Annotated in this window: 14 protein-coding genes; 8 read left to right on the top strand and 6 right to left on the bottom strand. The window is 73.5% G+C overall.

Annotated elements, in window-relative coordinates; genetic code table 11:
• Window positions 1–15: 15 nt before the first annotated feature.
• Both J7E97_RS10570 and J7E97_RS10565 read right to left on the bottom strand, forming a co-directional pair.
• A complete protein-coding gene (locus J7E97_RS10570; RefSeq protein ID WP_251054216.1) occupies window positions 16–684 on the bottom strand; it encodes a helix-turn-helix domain-containing protein in 669 nt (222 codons plus the stop codon).
• Window positions 685–790: 106 nt separating this feature from the next.
• On the bottom strand, window positions 791–2,338 hold the full coding sequence (locus J7E97_RS10565) for an ATP-dependent DNA ligase (protein WP_215024859.1): 1,548 nt from the start codon (window positions 2,336–2,338) through the stop codon (window positions 791–793).
• A 486-nt stretch (window positions 2,339–2,824) separates the two neighbouring features.
• On the opposite strand from J7E97_RS10565, the gene J7E97_RS10560 reads away from it, so the two are divergent.
• Together J7E97_RS10560 and J7E97_RS10555 are read left to right on the top strand one after the other, a co-directional pair.
• A complete protein-coding gene (locus tag J7E97_RS10560) occupies window positions 2,825–5,575 on the top strand; it encodes an alpha/beta fold hydrolase (protein WP_215024856.1) in 2,751 nt (916 codons plus the stop codon).
• Window positions 5,576–5,616: 41 nt separating this feature from the next.
• Window positions 5,617–6,498 carry an ABC transporter permease gene (locus tag J7E97_RS10555; RefSeq protein WP_215024853.1) on the top strand — a complete coding sequence of 294 codons (882 nt, stop codon included), beginning with the start codon at window positions 5,617–5,619 and terminating at the stop codon, window positions 6,496–6,498.
• A gap of 18 nt (window positions 6,499–6,516) precedes the next feature.
• Here the strand turns inward: J7E97_RS10555 and J7E97_RS10550 are convergent, their stop codons facing one another.
• Entirely contained in the window at window positions 6,517–7,464 is a 948-nt protein-coding gene (locus J7E97_RS10550) for an aldo/keto reductase (protein ID WP_215024850.1), read from the bottom strand.
• A gap of 228 nt (window positions 7,465–7,692) precedes the next feature.
• The gene (locus tag J7E97_RS10545; RefSeq protein WP_215024847.1) at window positions 7,693–9,564 is read right to left on the bottom strand and encodes a beta-galactosidase family protein; all 1,872 of its coding nucleotides are present in this window, start codon (window positions 9,562–9,564) and stop codon (window positions 7,693–7,695) included.
• Window positions 9,565–9,781: 217 nt separating this feature from the next.
• On the opposite strand from J7E97_RS10545, the gene J7E97_RS10540 reads away from it, so the two are divergent.
• The gene (locus J7E97_RS10540) at window positions 9,782–11,020 is read left to right on the top strand and encodes a substrate-binding domain-containing protein (protein ID WP_215024844.1); all 1,239 of its coding nucleotides are present in this window, start codon (window positions 9,782–9,784) and stop codon (window positions 11,018–11,020) included.
• Window positions 11,021–11,461: 441 nt separating this feature from the next.
• Window positions 11,462–12,454 (top strand): hydroxyacid dehydrogenase, encoded by a 993-nt coding sequence (locus J7E97_RS10535; protein WP_215024946.1) that lies wholly within the window; start codon window positions 11,462–11,464, stop codon window positions 12,452–12,454.
• Here J7E97_RS10535 and J7E97_RS10530 read toward each other — a convergent pair.
• Together J7E97_RS10530 and J7E97_RS10525 are read right to left on the bottom strand one after the other, a co-directional pair.
• On the bottom strand, window positions 12,438–13,268 hold the full coding sequence (locus tag J7E97_RS10530) for a sugar phosphate isomerase/epimerase (protein WP_215024841.1): 831 nt from the start codon (window positions 13,266–13,268) through the stop codon (window positions 12,438–12,440). The genes J7E97_RS10535 and J7E97_RS10530 overlap by 17 nt on opposite strands.
• Window positions 13,265–14,347, bottom strand: a complete 1,083-nt coding sequence (locus J7E97_RS10525) for a LacI family DNA-binding transcriptional regulator (protein WP_215024838.1) — start codon at window positions 14,345–14,347, stop codon at window positions 13,265–13,267. The genes J7E97_RS10530 and J7E97_RS10525 overlap by 4 nt, the downstream gene beginning before the upstream one ends.
• Before the next feature lie 244 nt (window positions 14,348–14,591).
• Here J7E97_RS10525 and J7E97_RS10520 point away from each other — a divergent pair, with 244 nt between their 5' ends.
• The 4 genes from J7E97_RS10520 (at window position 14,592) to J7E97_RS10505 (ending at window position 20,224) form a co-directional block, all read left to right on the top strand.
• Entirely contained in the window at window positions 14,592–15,716 is a 1,125-nt protein-coding gene (locus tag J7E97_RS10520) for a Gfo/Idh/MocA family protein (RefSeq protein WP_251054226.1), read from the top strand.
• Complete coding sequence (locus tag J7E97_RS10515; protein WP_215024833.1) at window positions 15,713–16,870, top strand: dihydrodipicolinate synthase family protein; 1,158 nt, start codon at window positions 15,713–15,715, stop codon at window positions 16,868–16,870. Before J7E97_RS10520 ends, J7E97_RS10515 begins: the two co-directional genes overlap by 4 nt.
• 59 nt (window positions 16,871–16,929) lie before the next feature.
• Window positions 16,930–17,706 carry a sugar phosphate isomerase/epimerase gene (locus tag J7E97_RS10510; protein WP_215024943.1) on the top strand — a complete coding sequence of 259 codons (777 nt, stop codon included), beginning with the start codon at window positions 16,930–16,932 and terminating at the stop codon, window positions 17,704–17,706.
• Between the two features lie 124 nt (window positions 17,707–17,830).
• A complete protein-coding gene (locus J7E97_RS10505; protein WP_215024830.1) occupies window positions 17,831–20,224 on the top strand; it encodes a polysaccharide lyase 8 family protein in 2,394 nt (797 codons plus the stop codon).
• The last annotated feature ends 46 nt before the right edge of the window (window positions 20,225–20,270 follow it).

Genomic DNA, 20,270 nt, shown 5'->3' with positions numbered 1-20,270 from the left:
TCGGCCGACGGTCCGCTACGGGTGGTGCGTCGTGGTGGTGCCTGCGCCGAGGCACAGTCCGGCGAGGCTGCTCTGCAGCAGGGTGTGGACGAACAGGAGGTCGGCTCCGGCCGACGAGGCCGCGCCGATCCGGTGCGCGGTGAGCGAGTCGAAGTGCGCGCTGTCCCCCGGTTCCAGCAGGTGTTCGCTCTCCCCGAGGTGCAGCCGTAGCCGCCCCTGAAGGACGTACAGCCACTCCTCCCCGGGATGTACGCGGACCAGCTCGCCCTGGCTGCGGCCGTAGGGGACGTGCACGCGCAGCGCCTGCATCCCGCGGCCCGAGCCGCCGGCCTGCCAGTACGTCCAGCCGTCGGCCTCGCGGGCGCCCGGGCCCCCGGACCGTACGATGGGATCGGCGACGGCCGGGGTCTCCCCCAGCAGCTCCGAGACGGTCGTACCGTAGGTGCGGGCCAGACCGAGCAGCAGCGGGAGCGAGGGCTGGCGCCGGCCGGTCTCCAGTCGCGACAGGTGCGCGGGCGAGAGTCGGGCGCGGGAGGCGGCGGCCTCCAGGGTGAGCCCGGCGCGGCGGCGCAGCTCGCGCAGCTGCGGGGCCACGGTGGGCAGCTCCGCGCCGCTGCCGGCCGTGTCGGTGATGCTGTCGGGGGCGACCGCGTCTTCGGGGCCGGGGGCAGGACCGGTTGTCATGCCCCCGATTGAGCCAGATGATTACCTCGGTGGCAATCTCCGTTGCCTCTGAGGCAAATCCTTCCTCGGCCAGCCGACCGCCCCGCCTGATCTGGCTCTTGTCCGCTCAAGCGGAACGGTCCGGGCCGAACCCGGCGAGCACCGTCTCCACCGTGTCCGCGTCCTCGGCCCGCTTGTCGGGCCGGTGGCGCAGGACCCGGGCGAAGCGCAGGGCCACTCCCGCCGGGTAGCGCGGGGAACGCTGCAGGCCGTCGTAGGCGATCTCCACGACCAGTTCGGGGCGGACCCGGACGGTGTATCCGTCGTCCTCGACCGCGAGCTCGCCGAGCCGCTCGGTCTGCCAGCGCAGCATCTCGTCCGTGAGCCCCTTGAAGGTCTTGCCGAGCATGGCGAAGGTCCCGTCGGCGGACCGGGCGCCCAAGTGCAGGTTGGACAGGAGGCCGGTGCGCCGGCCGTGTCCCCGTTCGACGGCGAGGACCACCAGGTCCAGGGTGTGCACCGGTTTCACCTTGAGCCAGTGTTTGCCGCGTCGGCCGGCCGCGTAGGTGGAGTCGAGCGACTTGGCCATGACCCCCTCGTGGCCCCTGCGCAGGGTCTCGATCCAGAACTCCTCCGCCTCGGCACTCTGGGTCACCGGGTCCTCGACCACGAGCCGGCGCACCCGGAATTCCTGGGGCACCAGGGCCGCCAGCGCCTCGTACCGTTCGCGCACCGGCAGGTCGAGGAGCACGTCGTCGCCCGCCGCCAGCACGTCGAAGAAGAAGGGGGAGACCGGCAGGACACGCCGGGCGGCCTCGACGTCGGTCCGCGAACCGACCCGGCTCGCCACTTCCTGGAAGGGCACGGGCCGCCCGTCCCGCGCCGACCGTCCGATGACCTCCCCGTCGAGGATGAACCGCTCCCCGGGCAGCGACCGGGCCAGTTCGGCCACCTCCGGCAGCCGGTCGGTGATCTCGTCGAGGGAACGCGTGTACACCCGGACCTCGTCGCCCTCGCGGTGGACCTGCACCCGGATGCCGTCGAGCTTCTCCTCCACCACGCACGGCCCGAGCGCGGCCAGGGCCTCGGCCACCGATCCGGCGGTGTTCGCCAGCATCGGCTGTACGGGCCGCCCCACGCGCAGTGTCACCTCGCCCAGGGCCGCCGCGCCGCCGGCGAGGGCCGCCGCCGCCACCCGGGGCAGGGAACCCTCGAGCATCGCGGCCCGGCGCAACGCGGCGGCCGGCACCCCGGCCGCGGCGGCCGCGCCCTCCAGGGCGACCGCGTCGAGCGCACCCTGGCGGACCTCGCCGGAGAGCAGACTGCGCAGGAACCGCTGCTCCGGTCCGGTCGCCGCCGCGAAGAGGCCCTCCAGGATCCGGCGGCGCTCGGCCTGCGCGCCGGCCCCCGCGACGGCCGCGAACCGGGTCACCGCCTCGTCGACGGCGGACACGGTCAGGGTGGGTTCGGCGGCGGGCTCCGTCTCCCGGGCGAGCGCGCGCCAGCCGATTCCGGGGCGGCCCTGCGGGAGCCGGCCCGCGAGGTAGGAGACCACCAGCTCGGCCTCGTCGCGGGGCGCGGCGGCGAACAGCTCCGCGAGCAGGGCGGTCTTCCGCGAGCGGGCGGAGCTCTCCGCGACCTCCCGGGACACGCGCGCGACCTCGGCCAGCAGCATGCGGCCATCCTCCCGCCGGCCGGCGCCGGGCGCAGGTCGGGGCTCGGGGCAGGGGCGGGAGCTCCGCTCCATTTCTTCGGCGGCGTACCCGCCCTGGGCTGGGCTGCCCTGGCCTCGCATGGCCTGCTGCCCTGGGCTGGGCCGGGCTGGCCTGGGCTGGGCCGGGCCGGGCCGGGTCGGCCTGGACTGGACTGGGCTGGGCTGGGCCGGGCCGGGCCGGGCCGGCCTGGACTGGACTGGACTGGGCTGGGCTGGGCTGGGCTGGGCTGGGCTGGGCTGGGCTGGGCTGGGGTCCCTACCGCGTACCGGCCTCCCTACGGGGCTGCGTACCGCGCCGGGCCTGCCGCGTACCGACTCGCGTGCCGCCCCGGGCCGACCGTGTACCGCAGGCGCGGTACGCGCGGTCGGCGGCGTAGTCCTTGAGAAGGTCGGCAGTTCACCCTTCGGGAGCGCGGACGGCGCGGGCCTGGCGATTAGGGTTCCCGTATGAAGCTCCGACTGCCCCGGCGCCGCCGAAGCCGCCTGCTCGCGGGCGCGGCCGCGCTCGCCGTCGTCGCGGGGGCGGGCAGCGCCGCGGCCACCGCCGCGGCCGGCGGCGCTCCGGTCGTGCGCCGCGAGGACCACGTAGTGGACATGCCCGGCGCCGGCATCGACATCTCGTACTTCACCACCGACAGTGGCGACGGGCACGGCTCGGACGGCGGGGCGAAACGTCCCGCCGTCCTGCTCGCGCACGGTTTCGGCGGCAGCAAGGACGACGTACGGCCGCAGGCCGAGCGCCTCGCCCGCGACGGCTACGCCGTGCTGACCTGGTCCGCACGCGGCTTCGGCCGCTCCGGCGGCAAGATCGGGCTGAACGACCCCGCCTACGAGGTCAAGGACGTCTCCCGGCTGATCGACTGGCTCGCGGCCCGCCCCGGGGTGCGGCTCGATACGGCGGGCGACCCGCGCGTGGGCATCGCGGGCGGCTCCTACGGCGGCGCCGTCTCCCTGCTCGCGGCCGGTCACGATCCGCGCGTGGACGCCATCGCCCCCTCGATCACGTACTGGAGCCTCGCCGACTCGCTCTTTCCCGACGGCGTCTTCAAGAAGCTGTGGGCGGGCCTCTTCTTCACCACCGGTTCCGCGAGCGGCCTCCAGCCGGGCGCCCCAGGCGCTTCGGGCGGACCGGGCGCTCCGGGTGCGCAGCCCGCCGCGCTCGCACCCGGCTGCGGGCGGTTCCAGCCCGAGCTGTGCTCGATGTACGAGCGGGTCGCGGTGGCCGGGAAGCCCGACCCGGAGGCCCGCGAGCTGCTGGATCGGCGCAGTCCTTCCGCGGTCGGCTCGGCGATCAAGGTGCCGACGCTGATCGTGCAGGGCCAGGACGATTCCCTCTTCCCGCTGGACCAGGCCGATGCCATGGCCAAGGCCATCGCCGCCAACGGGGCGCCCGTCTCCGTGGACTGGGCGGCCGGCGGCCACGACGGCGGGATGCGCGAGGCGGACCGCGTCGAGGACCGGGTGAAGACCTGGTTCGACCGCTACCTCAAGGACGACACGGCCGTGGACACCGGTCCCGCCTTCCGCGTCTCGCGTTCCGGCGGCATCGACTCCACCGACGGCGAGGTCAAACTGCGCGGAGCGACGGGCTCCACGTACCCCGGGCTGCTGTCCGGCCCGCGCGCGTTCGCGCTGACCGGCCGGGAGCAGACCTTCGCAAACCCGGCCGGCGGGGCCCCGCCCGCGCTGTCCGCGCTGCCGGGCATCGGCGGGCAGCTGGCCGCCCTGGGGGGCGGGCTCTCGCTCGACTTCCCCGGGCAGAACGCGCGCTTCGATTCGGAGCCGCTGGCCGAGGGGATGCGCATCACCGGCACCCCGACCATCACCCTAAAGGTGAGGTCGACAGCTGCGGACGGCGCGGCCGTGCTGTTCGGCAAGGTCTACGACGTCGGGCCCGACGGGCGCCAGCAGGTGCTGCCCAGTCAGCTCGTGGCCCCGGTGCGCGTGGAGAACGCGCAGCAGGACCGGACCATCGAGCTCCGACTGCCCGCGATCGACCACGCCGTCGAGGCAGGGCACCGGCTCCGGCTCGTCGTCGCGGCCACCGACCTCGGTTACGCGTCCCCGGCCGCGCCGGCGGCGTACACCGTGTCGGCGACGGGGCCACTGGCCGTGCCCGTCGCGGAAGGGGTGCGCACGGCGTCTTCCGGGCTGCCCGCCTGGACGTGGGGGATGCCGCTCGCGGCGGTGCTCCTGGCCGCGGGTCTGGGGGGGATCCGGAGGACCGGCCGGGGGCGGGGCGGGATGGGGGCGCGCGCACCGCAGCCCGAGCCCGCGCTCGTCGGCGTACCGCTGGAGATCACCGGGCTGACCAAGCGCTATGCCAAGGCGCAGGACCGCTATGCCGTACGGGACCTGTCCTTCCGCGTGGAACGGGGCCAGGTGCTCGGCCTGCTCGGTCCCAACGGCGCGGGCAAGACCACGACCCTGCGGATGCTCATGGGCCTGATCACCCCGGACGCCGGGGAGATCCGGGTGTTCGGGCACGCGGTACGGGCCGGCGCGCCCGTGCTGTCGCGGGTCGGAGCGTTCGTGGAGGGCGCCGGATTCCTGCCGCACCTGACCGGACGGGCCAACCTGGAGCTGTACTGGCAGGCCACCGGCCGCCCCGCCGAGGACTCGCACATGGGAGAGGCCCTGGAGATCGCCGGGCTCGGTGACGCCCTGGAGCGCGCCGTGCGCACGTACTCGCAGGGCATGCGCCAGCGCCTCGCGATCGCGCAGGCCATGCTCGGCATGCCGGACCTGCTGATCCTCGACGAGCCGACGAACGGCCTGGACCCGCCGCAGATCCGCGAGATGCGCGACGTGATGATCCGGTACGCGGCGGCCGGGCGGACGGTCATCGTCTCCAGCCACCTGCTGTCGGAGGTCGAGCAGTCCTGCACGCACCTGGTGGTCATGGACCGCGGCCGCCTCGTGCAGGCGGGCGAGGTGGCCGAGATCACCGGCGGCGGGAACGTCCTGCTGGTAACGCTGGCCGCGCCGGTGGACGAGACGGTGACCGAGAAGGTGGCCGCGCTGGAGGGAGTGGAGGCCGTGGAGCGCGCCGACGACGGGCTGCTCGTACGACTGGACGGCGCGAGCGCCGCCGACCTGATCGCCGAACTCGTACGGCTGGAGGTGCCGGTGTCGGGAGTGGGGCCGCACCGTCGGCTGGAGGACGCGTTCCTCACCCTCATCGGAGGTGCGGCGTGAAAGCCCCGACGGATGTGACGGACATGGCGGATGTGGCGGACATGGCGGATGTGGCAGAGCTGATGGACGTGACCGAGGTGGCTCCCGGCTACCGGGCGAACCGGACGCTACCGCTGCGCGTGGAGGCGCTGCGGCAGTGGCGTCGGCGCCGGACGCTGGTCATGGGCGGGATCCTCGCCGCGCTGCCGTTCGTCCTGATGATCGCCTTCGCGGTGGGCGGCGGACCGGGCAGCCGCGGCGGCGGCAACGGCCGGATCACCCTCATCGACACGGCGACGGCGTCGGGCGCGAACTTCGCGGCCACCTGCCTGTTCGTGTCGGCCGGTTTCCTGCTGGTGGTGCCGGTGGCCCTGTTCTGCGGGGACACCGTGGCCTCCGAGGCCAGCTGGTCCTCGCTGCGCTACCTGCTGGCCTCGCCCGTGCCGAGGGCGCGGCTGCTGTGGAGCAAGCTCGTGGTGGCGCTCGGGTTCAGCCTGGCGGCCATGGTGCTGCTGCCGGTGGTGGCGCTGGCGGCGGGCACGGCCGCGTACGGCTGGGGGCCGCTGAAGATCCCGACGGGCGGCGCCCTGGCGGCCGGGGACACGGTGGGGCGGCTCGCCCTGGCCGTCGCCTTCATCTTCGTATCGCAGCTGGTCACGGCCGGACTGGCGTTCTGGCTGTCGACGCGGACGGACGCGCCGCTGGGCGCGGTGGGCGGCGCGGTCGGTCTGACGATCGTCGGCAACGTGCTGGACGCGGTGACCGCGCTGGGGTCGTGGCGCGAGTTCCTCCCGGCGCACTGGCAGTTCGCGTGGGCCGACGCCCTGCAGCCGCAGCTGGAGTGGGGCGGCATGGTCAAGGGCGCGGCGGTGTCTGTCTCGTACGCCTTGGTGCTCTTCGCGCTCGCCTTCCGCGGATTCGCGCGCAAGGACATCGTGTCCTGACCCCGGACCCGGTGTCTGTCATGCGGCCGCCGCCGCGATGGCGTCGACCTCGTCCAGCAGCTCGGCGACGAGCTGACGGTCGGCCACGGCCGCGTTGGCACGCACTTGTTCGGCGGAGGTGGCGCCCGCGATGACCGAGGCGCAGCCGGGCTGGGCGGAGAGCCAGCCGATGGCGAGTTCCAGCACGGTGCGGCCGTGCATCTCGGCGAGCGCGGCCAGCGCTTCCACGGTGTCGAGGCGCTCGTCGGTGAGGTAGGCGTCCCGGCCTTCGAGGCGGGAGCCGGCGGGGACGGGCGCGCCGCGTCGGATCTTTCCGGTCAACAGACCGTTGGCGAGCGGGAAGTACGGCAGTACGCCGACGCCGTAGTGGAGGGCGGCGGGGACGAGCTCGCGCTCGGCGGACCGCTGGAGCAGCGACCATTCGTTCTGCGCGGACACGAAGGGTGCCGCGCCGGTTTCGCGGGCGACGTGGGCGGCTTCGGCGAGCTGCCAGCCGCTGAAGTTCGAGTGGCCGAAATAGCGAATCTTGCCTTCGGCGACGAGCTCGGTGAGCGCGGCGAGCGTCTCGGCCACGGGAACGGCCGGGTCGGGGCTGTGCAGCTGGTAGAGATCGATGTGGTCGGTCTGCAGGCGGCGCAGGGATTCTTCGACGGCACGGCGGACGTAGGCGCGGCCGCCGCGGGAGCCGGCCGCGGGTCCGTAGCCCATGTCCACGCCGTCGAAGCCGAACTTGCTGGCGAGGACGACCTGGTCGCGGCGGCCCTTGAGGGCTTCGCCGAGGTGAGTTTCGGAGCCGCCGCGGCCGCCGTAGATGTCGGCGGTGTCGAGGAGGGTGATGCCCGCGTCGAGCGCGGCGTCGACCACGGAACGGGTGGCCCGTGCGTCGAGGCGACCGCCGAAGTTGTTGCAGCCCAGCCCGATCGCGGACACCTGAAGACCTGAACTGCCCAGGGGGAGATAGCGCATGAGAGTCGTTCCTCCACACTCGTCCGGCACATGATCAATCAAGCGGCCAGTCTAGGACGAACGGTTCGGGCGGGGCATGTGCCTGTGGACAACCCTGGTGCGGCCGTCCGCCGTCCGCCGGTGGGCAAGAACAAGTCCGTCTGCCCGCTTGCGCGTCAGCCTGTCGAACCGCGGGGCGTCGCGGCCGGTGCGAGCTCCTCCACACGGCCGCGCGCTCCGGGCAGCGGGTCAGTAATCGATGTCGACGACCGTCGGGCGGCCGAGGTCGGGCTGGTCGCGCAGCGGCAGTTCGGTGCCGGGGGCCTCGAGCTCGAGTACGACGATCTCGTTGGCCCCGGCCCGCCACAGCGGGGCGGGGGCGTACAGCGTGCGCTGCGGGCCGCGCGGAGTGTCGTAGTGCCCCAGGAGGAAACCGTTCAGCCAGATCAGGCCGGTGCCCCAGCCGGAGAGGTCGATGAACCCGTCGGCGGGACCGCCGGGGCCGCCGGAGGAACCGGCCGGGCCGAGGGTGTGGGTGAAGCGGTGGAAGGCGGGCCTGGCCAGACCGTCCGTGCCCATGTCCGTGCCCGCATCGGCTCCCGCGTCCGTGCCCGCGTCGCGGTCTTGCGACCACTCCAGCGCCGTGAGCGCGGCCGGGTCGGCCAGCGGTAGCGGCCGTATCTCCCACTCGAAGAGGTGCTGGTGCCCGTGGCGCACCGCCCGCGCGATGCCCTTGCGGTCGTCGAGCAGCGGGCCGTAGTTGACCCGCCCCTGGGCCCGGACGAGGACGTCGAGGACGACTCCGGCCTCGCCGACGGGCAGGGCGATCCCCTCGTCGGGGGCGTTGCGGTCCAGGATGCCGAGCGGCACGCCGTCGGCGAAGAGGTACGCGCGGTCGCCCAGCCCGTCGATCTTGATCGGCATGGCGGGGCGAGGACCGGTGATCGTGGTCCGGTAGTGGATCAGGCCGTGGTCCTGGCCGAGCTTCTCCATGGATTCGGGAGCCGGGCGCAGGACCGGGGCGCCCGCGAGGACGTCGAGGTGCGTCAGGAGCGGCGCGGCGCCCCCGGGGACGGCGAGGGCGGGGGTCATCCGGGGCAGCGGCTCGGGCAGGGGTCCTTCGGGCAGCGGCACGTACTTGCCGATGACCTCGCGGAACGCGTGGAACTTCGCCGTCAGCTCACCCGCCTCGCCGATGGGGGCGTCGTAGTCGTAGCTGGTCACGGTCGGTTGGTAGCCCGGATCCCCGGGGCGGGAGCCGGAGTGGTTGGCACCGGCCCAGAAGCCGAAGTTGGTACCGCCGTGGGCCATGTAGAGGTTGACGGATGCGCCGGAGGCCAGGAGCTCGTCGAGCGACTGCGCCGCCTCCTCGGCCACGCGTACGTGGTGTTCCTCGCCCCAGTGGTCGAACCAGCCGATCCAGAATTCCATCGCGGTGAGCGGGCCGGTCCGCTGGTAGCGGCGCAGGTGGGCGAGGCGCTCGGCGGGCTTGGCGCCGAAGGTGGCGGTGGCGAGCCGTCCCCGGAGCATGCCTCCTTGCTGCATGGCGTCCTCGGGGCCGTCGGCGGTGAACAGCAGGCAGTCGACGCCTCGTTCGACGAGCCCCCGCTCGATGTGGGCCCGGTAGCGGACGTCGTTGCCGTACGAGCCGTACTCGTTCTCTATCTGGACGGCGACGACGGGCCCGCCGCGGCTGGCGAGGTGGGGCAGCAGCTCGGGGACGACGAGGTCGAACCAACCGTCCACCTCGGCCTCGAAGCGGGGGTCCGAGCAGCGCAGGCGCAGGCCTTCGTCGGCGAGGAGGCGGGCGGGCAGACCGCCGAAGTCCCATTCGGCGCAGATGTACGGGCCGGGGCGGACGATGGCGTCGAGGCCGAGGTCCTGGGCGATGCGCAGGAAGCGCCCGAGGTCGCGCCAGCCGGTGAAGTCGGCCTTGCCGGGGGCGGTCTCGTGGAAGTTCCAGGGGACGTAGGTATCCACGGTGTTGACACCCAGGGCGCGCAGCCGGGTGAGGCGGTCCTCCCACAGGTCGGGATGGACCCGGAAGTAGTGCAGGGCCCCCGAAACGATGCGGTGGGGGCGGTCTGCGCGCCGGAAGCCGTCCTGGTCGTACGTGAGCATGCGCTGACTCCCGGGAGAGGTAGAGATGCTGCCGTGAGGTGCGGGACCTGGCCGAATATATGAATGCGCGGATCACGGCGTCAATGACCACTTGATCGGTAGCGATCGATTCGATCGTTTGGTTCTCTATGATGGAGCCGCCTCACGAACACGCAGGGCCGCGGACCGTGCCTCAGCACCCGTGCGCAGCGCGCCCGCCGACCGCAGGGGGACCCCTTTGAGACCACATGTGGACCAGCGCCAGGCCCGGGTGCTCGAAATCGTCCAGGCCCGGGGCAGCGTGCGCGTGGCGGACGTCGCCGGAGAGCTCGGCGTCTCCCCCGTGACCCTGCGGCGGGACATCGAGGCGATGGCGGCTCGCGGCGAGATCCGGCGGATGCACGGGGTGATCAGCCGGGTGGAGGCGGGGCGGGACGGCCAAGACGGGCCCGCCGCGGCGGTCGGAGCGGCCGGGCCGCGACCGTCCCGTACGGGTGGCACGGGCGGCGGAGGCGACACGGACGGCGGTGCCGAGGAGGGCGAGTGCGCGGGCGCGGGCGCGGGCGGCGGCAGCGGGCTGGTGGTCGGGATGGTGGTGCCGACCACCGAGTACTACTTCGCCGATGTCGTGCGCGGTGCCCGCGAGGTCGTCGAAGCGCGGGGCGCGCGGCTCACCGTAGGGCTGACGCGCTACCTGCCGGGCGAGGACCGGACGCAGGCGGAGCGGCTGCTGTCCACGGGGGCGCACGGACTGCTGCTGACCCCGACCTGGGACACCGGCTCGCCCGGGCCCGGCGAGGGCGCGTGGACGGCGGAACTGGCCGTCCCGACGGTCCTCGTGGAACGGTGGGCGCCGCCGGGGCACCCGGCCGCCTCGCTGGACCGGGTGGCCTCCGACCACGCCCACGGCGCGGCGCGGGCGGTGCAGCACCTGGCGGGGCTGGGCCACCGGCGGATCGCGCTGGCCAGCCGCGAGACGCCGACGTCCGCGCGGCTGCGGGCCGGGTTCGAGGCGGCCGTGGCCGCGCTCGGTCTGGATCCGGCCCCGGCCTGGCCGGAGGCCGGACCGGGGCCGAGTACGGAGGCTGAGGTGTTCGCACGGGCGCTGGAGTACCTGTGCGCGGCGGTCACGCGGCGCGGGGTGACGGCTGCCCTGATCCACAGCGACACGGACGCGATCATGCTCATCCCGCGGCTCCAGGCGCGGGGCGTGCGGGTGCCGGAGGACCTGGCGGTGATCACGTACGACGACGAGGTGGCCGGGCTGGCCGACGTACCGCTGTCGGCGGTGGCGCCGGCCAAGCGCGAGGTGGGGGCACGGGCGGCGGGGCTCCTCCTGGACCGGCTGACCGGGGGCGGGGGCGGGCACGGTTATGGGTACGGGCAAGCAGGACGCGGCGGTTCGGGAGAAGACACCGCGGACGAGGGTCCGCGGCAGCACGTGGAACTGCTTCCCCGGCTGATCGTCCGCCCGTGAAGGGAGGGCCGGGAGGGCAGGCGGAACGGACCGGACTGATCGTTTCGATCGACTCGTGCGTTCGCTCTTGACGACGTGGCTGACGGTGCAAAGGATGGGCCTCACACGGACAGCTCCGGGGCCGCCTCCTTGGGGAGCGGTGGCCCTGGCCCCCCACCCCCACCCTCCCGGCCCGGCCCGGCCCGCACCCTCCGGACGGCAAGAGTGAACCCGCGCACGCTCGTACCCGTGTCGTTCCCGGTGTCGCGGTCGGGGTTTGTGACCATCTTCCTGTTCGCCTTCGCGGCCGCCCGGGACAACTTCGGATCTCACCGCAGGAGCCGCCAAGTGACCGACCCAGCCCCCTCGTCCGGCCCGGCCGCCGCCTCGGCCGCCGCATCGGTCCCCGCCGCTGAATCCGTCTCGGCCGCCGCCGCCTACCGGCCCGTTACCGTGCTCGCAATGAGTCCGGGCACCCGGGCAGCCGTCCTCGGCGGCCGGATCCTGCCGGAGCTGGTCAGGGTCGCGGACGTGGACCCGGACCTGCTCGTCACCGACTTCGATTCCGCCTTCGCCGAGGACTCCTGCGCCCAGCGGCTCGCCGCGGCCGAGGTGTTGTTCACGGGCTGGGGCTGCCCTCCGCTGGAGGCGTACGCACTGGACCGGATGCCGCGGCTCCGGGCCGTCGTGCACACCGCCGGAAGCGTCAAGCACCATGTCACTCAGGCCTGTTGGGACCGCGGGCTGCTCGTTTCCAGTGCCGCCGCCGCGAACGCCCTGCCCGTGGCCGAGTACACGCTCGCCGCCATCCTCTTCGCCAACAAGCGCGTCCTGGAGTCCGCGCACACCTACCGGGCGGCCCGCGGCCCCATCGACCTGTTCCGCCGCTACCCGGCCGTCGGCAACTACGGACGCACGGTCGGCCTGGTCGGCGCCTCGCTCATCGGCCGCCGCGTACTGGAGCTGCTGCGCCCCTTCGACCTGCGGGTCCTCGTGCACGACCCGTACGCCGATCCGGCCGAGCTCGCGGCCCTGGGCGCCGAGGCCGTCTCCCTCGACGAACTGCTGTGCCACAGCGACGTGGTGAGCCTGCACGCGCCCGCACTGCCGGAGACCTACCACCTGTTGAACGCCTCGCGGCTGGCCCTGATGCCGGACGGCGCCACCCTCGTGAACACCGCGCGGGGCTCGCTCGTCGACACCGCCGCACTAACCGAGGAGCTGGTGTCGGGGCGACTGCACGCCGTGCTCGACCACACCGAGCCGGAGGTGCTGCCCGCCGTCTCCCCTCTGTACAACCTGCCGAACGTGCTCCTGACCCCGCATGTGGCGGGGTCGCTGGGCGGGGAGCTGGACCGGCTGGCGGCGACGGCCGTCCAGGAGCTGGAGCGCTACGCGCTGGGGCTCGGCTTCCGCCACCCCGTCGACCCGGGCCGGCTCACCCACTCGGCCTGACGGCCCCCGCAGGCCCGCCGGTCCCGCCGGTCCCCCGGGCCACCAGCCCCTCCAGGTACTCCCGGCCCCGCGCGAGCTGCCCCGGCAGTTCGGCGGCGTCGGGGTGCCACCGCTTCTCGTACTCCCAGCAGATCCAGCCGCCCGGCGGTACGAGGGCCACGGCTTCGGCGAGCGGCAGCGCTCCCCGGCCAAGACCGAGGGGAGTCAGCTCGTGCGCGGACGCCACGTCCTTGACCTGTACGTAGCCCAGGTGCGCGGCCAGGGCCCGGCTCGACTCGGCCGGCGACTCGCCCCCGAGCCAGGTGTGCAGTACGTCCCACAACACGCCCGCGGCCGGATGCGCGACCCGGTCCAGCACCCGGGCGGCCGCGGCCCCGGTGCGGTGCGAGTCGTGTGTCTCCAGGAGGATCCGCACCCCGTGCCGCTCGGCGAACGGGGCGGTCGCCAGCAGCCGGCGGACGGCCCGGTCGTCGGCTTCCGCCCCGGCCTGCGCGCCGCCGCCGGGAAAGATCCGTACGTAGGGGGCTTCGAGGTCGGCGGCGAGCCGGATCAGGGCGTGGACCTCGGCGACGACCGCCTCGTCGGGGCCGGGGGCGGCCACCTTGGCGTACCCCGCGACCCCGAGGACGCGGACGCCCTCGCCGGTGAGCGTCCGCAAGCCCGCCGTGCGCTCGGCCGCGGAACTCCCGGGGTGCAGGGGCTCCTCGGGGTGGGCGCGCAGTTCGAGGCCGTCGTACCCGTGGGCGACGGCGAGGGCGGCGCTCCGCTCCAGGGGGGTGCCGGGCAGACCGAGCGTGGAGAAGGCGTACCTCAAGGACGGCTCCCTCGGCGGGCGGCGGGCGGCGCGGCGGTGGAGGCGCGCACCATCAGCTCGGCGGGCAGTGTGGTGATGCCGCCGGGGGGCAGCGCTCGGCGGCCGGTGACCAGTTGGGCCGCGAGCGAGCCCGCCTCGCGCAGCGGCAACCGGACGGTGGTGAGGGCGGGCGCGGTGTCCAGGCAGACGGGCAGGTCGTCGAAGCCGGCGACGGAGACGTCCTCGGGTATCCGCAGGCCCGCTTCGCGCAGGGCGGCGGCCACGCCGGTGGCGACGGTGTCGTTGGCCGCGGCGACGGCCGTGAAGGGGGCTCCGCGGCGGAGCAGTTCGCGGGTGGCGTCATAGCCGGCGGAGCGCTCGAATCCGGCGTGCACCGTGAGGTCCGCGCAGCGCCCGGGCAGTCCAGGATCGTGCTGGCGCAGGGCGTCGTGGTGGCCTGCGAGCCGCTCCCGGGTGGTGCTCAGTTTCGGCGGGCCGGCGACGTAGGCGATGTGGCGGTGACCGAGGGCCAGCAGGTGCTCGGTGAGCCGGAAGGCGCCGCCACGGTCGTCGAACATGACGGTGGCGACGGGGAGTCCGGCGGGCATGGGCAGCGGGGGGCGTCCGCACAGGACCACGGGTGCGCCGCTGGCGGCTATCCGCGCGAGGCGGGCGGCGAGTGCCCGGGTGTGCTCCGGTTCCTCGACGGCGCCGCCGGTCAGGACCACCCCGCCGGCCCGCTGGCCCTCCAGGAGGGCGAGGTAGGCGAGCTCGGCGGCCGGATCCCCTTCGGTGTTGCAGACGACGGCCAGGCGGCGGGCGTCGCCTTGGCCGCCGGGGGCGAGGGCGCTCTGGAAGGAACCGGCGAGGATGCCGAAGAAGCTGTCGGCGACGTCGTGGACGAGGACGCCCACGAGGTCAGAGGTGGCGGCGGCCAGGGCCCGCGCGGGGCCGTTGGCGATGTAGCCGAGGTCTTCGACGGCCTGCTCCACGCGGGTCCTGGTGGCGCCGGCCACCGGGTAACCGCCGTTCAGCACGCGCGAGACCGTCGCGGGTGATACGCCCGCCTGTGCCGCGACTTCGGCGAGTGTCACCGCCATCGGACCCCTCCTCCCGATCTCTTCCCATCCGTCCCGGGTCATCGTCTCATCCCGTGTGTGGATCTCCATCCTCCCCGATCGAGAAAGCGCTTTCTATCACCCGTAAGAGTCTTGCACGGCGGCGTTGCGCGGCCCTAGCCTGAACGGAGTGAAAGCGCTTTCTATTGCGGCTTTCCCCGTATCGAACAACCGCACACGAAGTGAAGGAGGGGACTCCGTGAAGCGCAGGACGATCAAGATCGCCATGAACGGCGTCACCGGGCGGATGGGTTACCGCCAGCACCTGGTCCGCTCCCTACTCGCACTGCGCGAGCAGGGCGGGCTCGATCTCGGCGACGGCACGGTGCTGTGGCCGGAGCCGGTGCTGGTCGGGCGCCGCGAGGCGGCCCTGCGAGCCATCGCCGAGCGGCACGGACTGGAGCACGTCAGCACGGACCTGACGGCCGTGCTGGCCGATCCCGAGGTCGAGATCTACTTCGACGCACAGGTGACCAGCGCCCGCGAGGCGGCCGTGCGGCAGGCCGTGGCGGCCGGCAAGCACGTGTACTGCGAGAAGCCGACCGCCTCGAGCTTCGAGTCCTCGCTGGAGCTGGCCCGGCTGGCGGAGGCCGCCGGGATCAAGCACGGGGTGGTGCAGGACAAGCTGTTCCTGCCGGGGCTGCTGAAGCTCAAGAGACTCATCGACGGCGGCTTCTTCGGCGAGATCCTCTCCGTACGCGGAGAGTTCGGCTACTGGGTGTTCGAGGGCGACTGGCAGGCCGCCCAGCGGCCCTCGTGGAACTACCGGACGCAGGACGGCGGCGGCATCGTCGCCGACATGTTCCCGCACTGGGAGTACCTGCTGCACGAGCTGTTCGGCCGGGTCCGCACCGTGCAGGCGCTGACGCGCACCCACATCGGCCGCCGCTGGGACGAGGACGGCAAGCCGTACGAGGCCACGGCGGACGACGCGGCGTACGGGATCTTCGAGCTGGAGGGCGGCGCGGTCGCGCAGATCAACTCCTCCTGGGCGGTCCGGGTCAACCGTGACGAACTGGTGGAGTTCCAGGTCGACGGGACGCACGGCTCGGCGGTCGCCGGGCTGCGCGGCTGCCGGATCCAGCACCGCGCGGCCACGCCGAAGCCGGTGTGGAATCCCGACCTGCCGCTGACCGAGCGGTTCCGCGACCAGTGGCAGGAGGTTCCGGACAACAGTCCCGCCGACAACGGCTTCAAGGCCCAGTGGGAGCTGTTCCTGCGCCACGTCGTCCTGGACGAGCCCTGGCAGTGGGACTTGCTGGCGGGGGCCCGCGGGGTACAGCTGGCCGATCTCGGACTGCGCTCCTCGGCGGAGGGCCGCCGGCTCGCGGTGCCGGAGGTGGCGCTGTGAGCATCCTGCTTCCGTCGGTGGACGGCGCGTTCCGCCGGCACACCCCGCTCACCGCTCCGCTGGCGCCGCTGAGCTGTGGTGCCGCCCACAGCCGCACCTTCTACTCGGCCGCGCACGTGGTCGCCGATCCGCTCGCCGCCTCCGCCGACTCGGAGCCGGTGATCGACTGGGAGACCACACTGGCCTTCCGGCACCGGCTGTGGTCTCAAGGCCTCGGGGTCGCCGAGGCCATGGACACGGCGCAGCGCGGGATGGGCCTGGACTGGCCGGCCGCCGCGGAGCTGATCCGCCGGTCGGCCGCCGATGCGGGATCGGTGGGCGGCCGGATCGTCTGCGGCGCGGGCACCGACCAGCTGGCCCCGGACACCGTCCACTCCCTGGCCGTCATCACCTCGGCGTACGAGGAGCAGCTGGCGCACGTCGAGGCGTGCGGGGCGGGGGCCGTGCTGATGGCCTCGCGGGCCCTGGCCGCGGCGGCGCGCGGTCCGGAGGACTACCTCGAGGTCTACGGCACCCTGCTGCGCCAGAGCGCCCGGCCGGTGGTGCTCCACTGGCTAGGGCCGATGTTCGATCCGGCGCTGGAGGGGTACTGGGGTCACGGGGATCTGGACGAGGCCACGGACGTCTTCCTGAAGATCATCGCGGAATGTCCGGAGAAGGTCGACGGGATCAAGGTCTCGCTGCTCGACGCGGGGCGCGAGGTGGACATCCGGCGCCGGCTGCCGGCGGGCGTGCGCTGCTACACGGGCGACGACTACCACTATCCGGAGCTGATCGCCGGGGACGGGGAGCGGTCCAGCGACGCCCTCCTGGGGATCTTCGATCCGATCGCCCCGATCGCGGCGCGGGCCGCGATCGCCCTCGACCGGGACGACCCGGCGGGCTTCCGGGAGCTGCTCGATCCCACGGTGGCACTGTCGCGGCACCTGTTCGCGCCACCCACCCGGTACTACAAGACGGGCGTCGTCCTGCTGGCCTGGCTGGCGGGATACCAGGAGCACTTCGCGATGGTGGGCGGGCTGCACTCGGCCCGGTCGCTCCCCCATCTGGCGACCGCCTACGAACTGGCCGACGACCTCGGCCTTTTCCCCGACCCGGAGCTCGCCGAGGCCCGGATGCGGCAGCTGTTCGCCCTGCACGGGGTGGCATCGTGAGCCGGGCGTCGGCACTCGCCCGGTTCAGCCTGAACCAGGAGACGGTCCGCCAGTGGTCGATGCCCGAGCTGGTCGCCGGATGCACGGCGGCCGGGGTCGGCGCGGTCGGTCTGTGGCGCGATCCGGTGCGGCGGTTCGGGGTGCGGGAGACCGCGAAGCTGATCGCCGGGGCCGGGCTGCGGGTCAGCTCGCTGTGCCGGGGCGGCTTCTTCACCGCCGCCGATCCGGTGGGGCGCGCGGCCGCCCTGGAGGACAACCGCCGGGCCGTGGAGGAAGCCGCCGCGCTGGGGGCCGACGCACTGGTCCTGGTCTCGGGCGGTCTGCCGGAAGGGGACCGGGATCTGGCAGGGGCCCGGCTGCGCATCGTCGACATCCTGGGCGAGCTCGCCCCTTACGCCGCCGCGCACGGGGTGCGCCTGGGGATCGAGCCGCTGCACCCGATGTACGCGGCCGACCGCTGCGTGGTCTCCACCCTCGGTCAGGCCCTGGACATCGCCGAGCCGTTCCCGGCCTCACAGGTGGGGGTGGTCGTCGACTCGTACCACCTGTGGTGGGACGAGCGCGTCCCCGCCGAGGTGATGCGGGCGGGCGAGGCGGGACGGATCGTGTCCGTCCAGGTCGCCGACTGGGTGACTCCGCTGCCCGAGGGCGTACTGCTCGGCCGGGGGCAGCTGGGTGACGGCTCGATCGACCTGCGGGCCTTCCGGGAGCTGACCGACGCCGCCGGGTACCGGGGGCCGGTGGAAGTGGAGATCTTCAATCCGGGGCTCTGGGCCCGGGACGGCGAAGAGGTACTGGGGGAGGTGATCGACCGCTACCGCGAGCACGTCGCATGAGGTGGCGGGCGCGGCGGTCGACCGGGGTGTGAGGGGCGGGCGCAGGAAATCGCAAGGGGACGAGGGGGCACGGGGAGTACGAGGAGCACGGGGACCGGAAGCGTTTCAGTCAAAGGAGACTGTGATGACAGATGTGTGGAGCCGCCGCGCCTTCCTCACGGCGGTGGGCGGAAGTGTGGTGCTCATCGGAACACCGGCCTTCCAGGCGGTCGCCGGGACGGTCACCTCGGTTCACGACGCCATGCGCACGGTGTGGCAAGGCCTCGTCCTGGGTACGGGGTTCTCCGCCACCGCGGAGCCGTTCCGTACCCGGCTGGCGAAGCTGGGCACGCAGGCCGGCCAGTGGCAGTCCTCGATGGCTCCGGCCACCGGTTCGCTCTGGCCCGACCAGGTCTTCACCACCGATCCCGAGTGGATGGCGCAGAGCTACTACCGGTTGAGGGGCATGGCGGAGGCCTACGTCCGGCCCGGTACCGGGCTCACCGGTGACTCCGGGCTGCGTACGGCCCTGCTGACCGGGCTGGACCACATGCACGCCCAGGCCTACAACGCCACCCAGGCGCGGTACGGAAACTGGTGGTGCTGGCAGATCGGCGCTCCCCAGGCGCTGCTCGACGTCTGTGTCCTGTTGTACGGCCAGCTACCGGCCGCCCGGCTCGCCGACTACTGCGCCGCCGTGGACCACTTCGTGCCGGATTCCGCCGTCGCCGCTTACACCGGGACCAGCACCGGAGCGAACCGGGTGGACCTGTGCCGCGTGCTGGCGCTGCGCGGGGTGGTCGGCGGGGACAACGCGAAGATCGCCCTGGCCCGGGACGCCCTCTCGCCGGTCTTCCCGTACGTCACGAACGGTGACGGGCTCTACCGGGACGGCTCCTTCATCCAGCATTCCTACGTCGCCTACACCGGTTCGTACGGGTCCGTCATGCTCGGCGGACTGGGCATGCTGTTCGGCCTGTTGAAGGGGACGACGTGGGAGGTGACCGATCCCGGCTCGCAGGTCGTCTTCGACGCGGTCGAGCACGCGTGGGCACCGTTCCTCTTCAACGGCCTCGTGATGGACGCGGTGTCGGGACGCGCCCCGAGCCGGGGCGTTCAGGTGGCCGACCCCTTGCAGGTGCAGATGGACGACCACACGCGCGGGCACGCCGTACTCGCCGCGATCCTGCTGCTCGCCGAGGGCGCGAGCAGCGCCGAGCGGACCCGCTGGCGAAAGTTGGTGAAGGGCTGGGCCGCGCGGGACTACTTCAGTCCCCCGCTGGCGGACACCACGCAGAGCCTGTCCGCCCTGGCCCGGCTCTCCGCGGTGACGGCGGACACCTCGGTCACGGCGGAGCCCGAGCCGGTGGTGCACCGGCTGTTCCCGTCCATGGACCGGGCGGTGCACCGGCGGCCGGGCTGGGCGGCCTCGCTGTCCATGGCTTCGAAGCGGATCACGCACTACGAAACGGGCAACGGTGAGAACCTGCGGGGCTGGCACACCGGCAGCGGAATGCTCTGCTGGTGGGGTTCCGCCTCCGGGAACGGCCAGTACTCGGACGCCTTCTGGCCCACGGTCAATCCGTACCGGCTGCCCGGGACCACGGCCTCGCGCAAGCTGCTCGCCGACGGGGCGGGAGGTGACTGGGGGGCCTCGCGGCCGGACGTGACGTGGGTGGGCGGCACGACCGACGGGGAGTTCGCCTCGGTGGGCCAGCACCTGAAGGGGCTGGGGAGCACGCTCACGGCGCGGAAGTCCTGGTTCTTCCTCGATGACACGGTGGTCTGCCTGGGCGCCGGGATCAGTGCCGCGGACGGCACGGCCGTGGACTCGGTCATCGACAACCGGAATCTGGGCGCGGCCGGCACCCACGCGCTGACCGTCGGCGGCACGCTCCAGCCGGGCACGCTGGGCTGGAGCGCGTCCTTCCCCGGTCCCGGCTGGGCCCATCTGGCGGGCTTCGGCGGGTATGTCATGTCGGGCTCGGGGACGTTCAGGGCGCTGCGGGAAGCGCGTACCGGCAGGTGGAGCGACATCAACCGGAGTGCTTCCACCACAGCCCTGACCCGGCGCTACCTGACCCTCTGGTACGACCACGGAACGGATCCGACGGCCGGGAACTACGTCTACCAGGTGATGCCGGGAGCCACGGCCGCCCAGACCTCGGCGCGGGCGGCCACCGCGGGATGGCTCGCGGTGATCGCCAACAATACGGCCGCGCAGGGTGTGACGGTCGGCTCCCTCGCCTTCACCGGGGTCAACTTCTGGCAGTCCGGGACGGTCGGCGCACTGCAGGCGAGTGCGCCCTGTTCGGTGACGGTGCGGGAGCGCGGAGACGGCACGGCGGTGCTCTGCGTCTCGGACCCGACCCGCACGCTGACATCGCTGACCCTCGCGTGGGACAGGCCCGTCAGCCAGGTGCTGTCCCAGGCGGCGAGCGTGGTCTCGGCGTCCACCGGGGCACGGCTCCAGCTCGGCCTCGGCAGTCTGACCGCGGCGGCCGGAGCCTCCCAGGAGGTGGTGGTGCGGCTGGCGTGATCCAGGTGCCTCGTGCGGGGCGGCAGAAGCAGAGGGCATGGGGTGA

Origin of the sequence: Streptomyces sp. ISL-66, assembly GCF_018614135.1 — a bacterium.
In the GTDB taxonomy this organism is placed as follows: domain Bacteria; phylum Actinomycetota; class Actinomycetes; order Streptomycetales; family Streptomycetaceae; genus Streptomyces.
The sequence above is the reverse complement of the archived record's forward strand: the minus strand, read 5'-3'. Positions and strand labels throughout refer to the sequence as shown.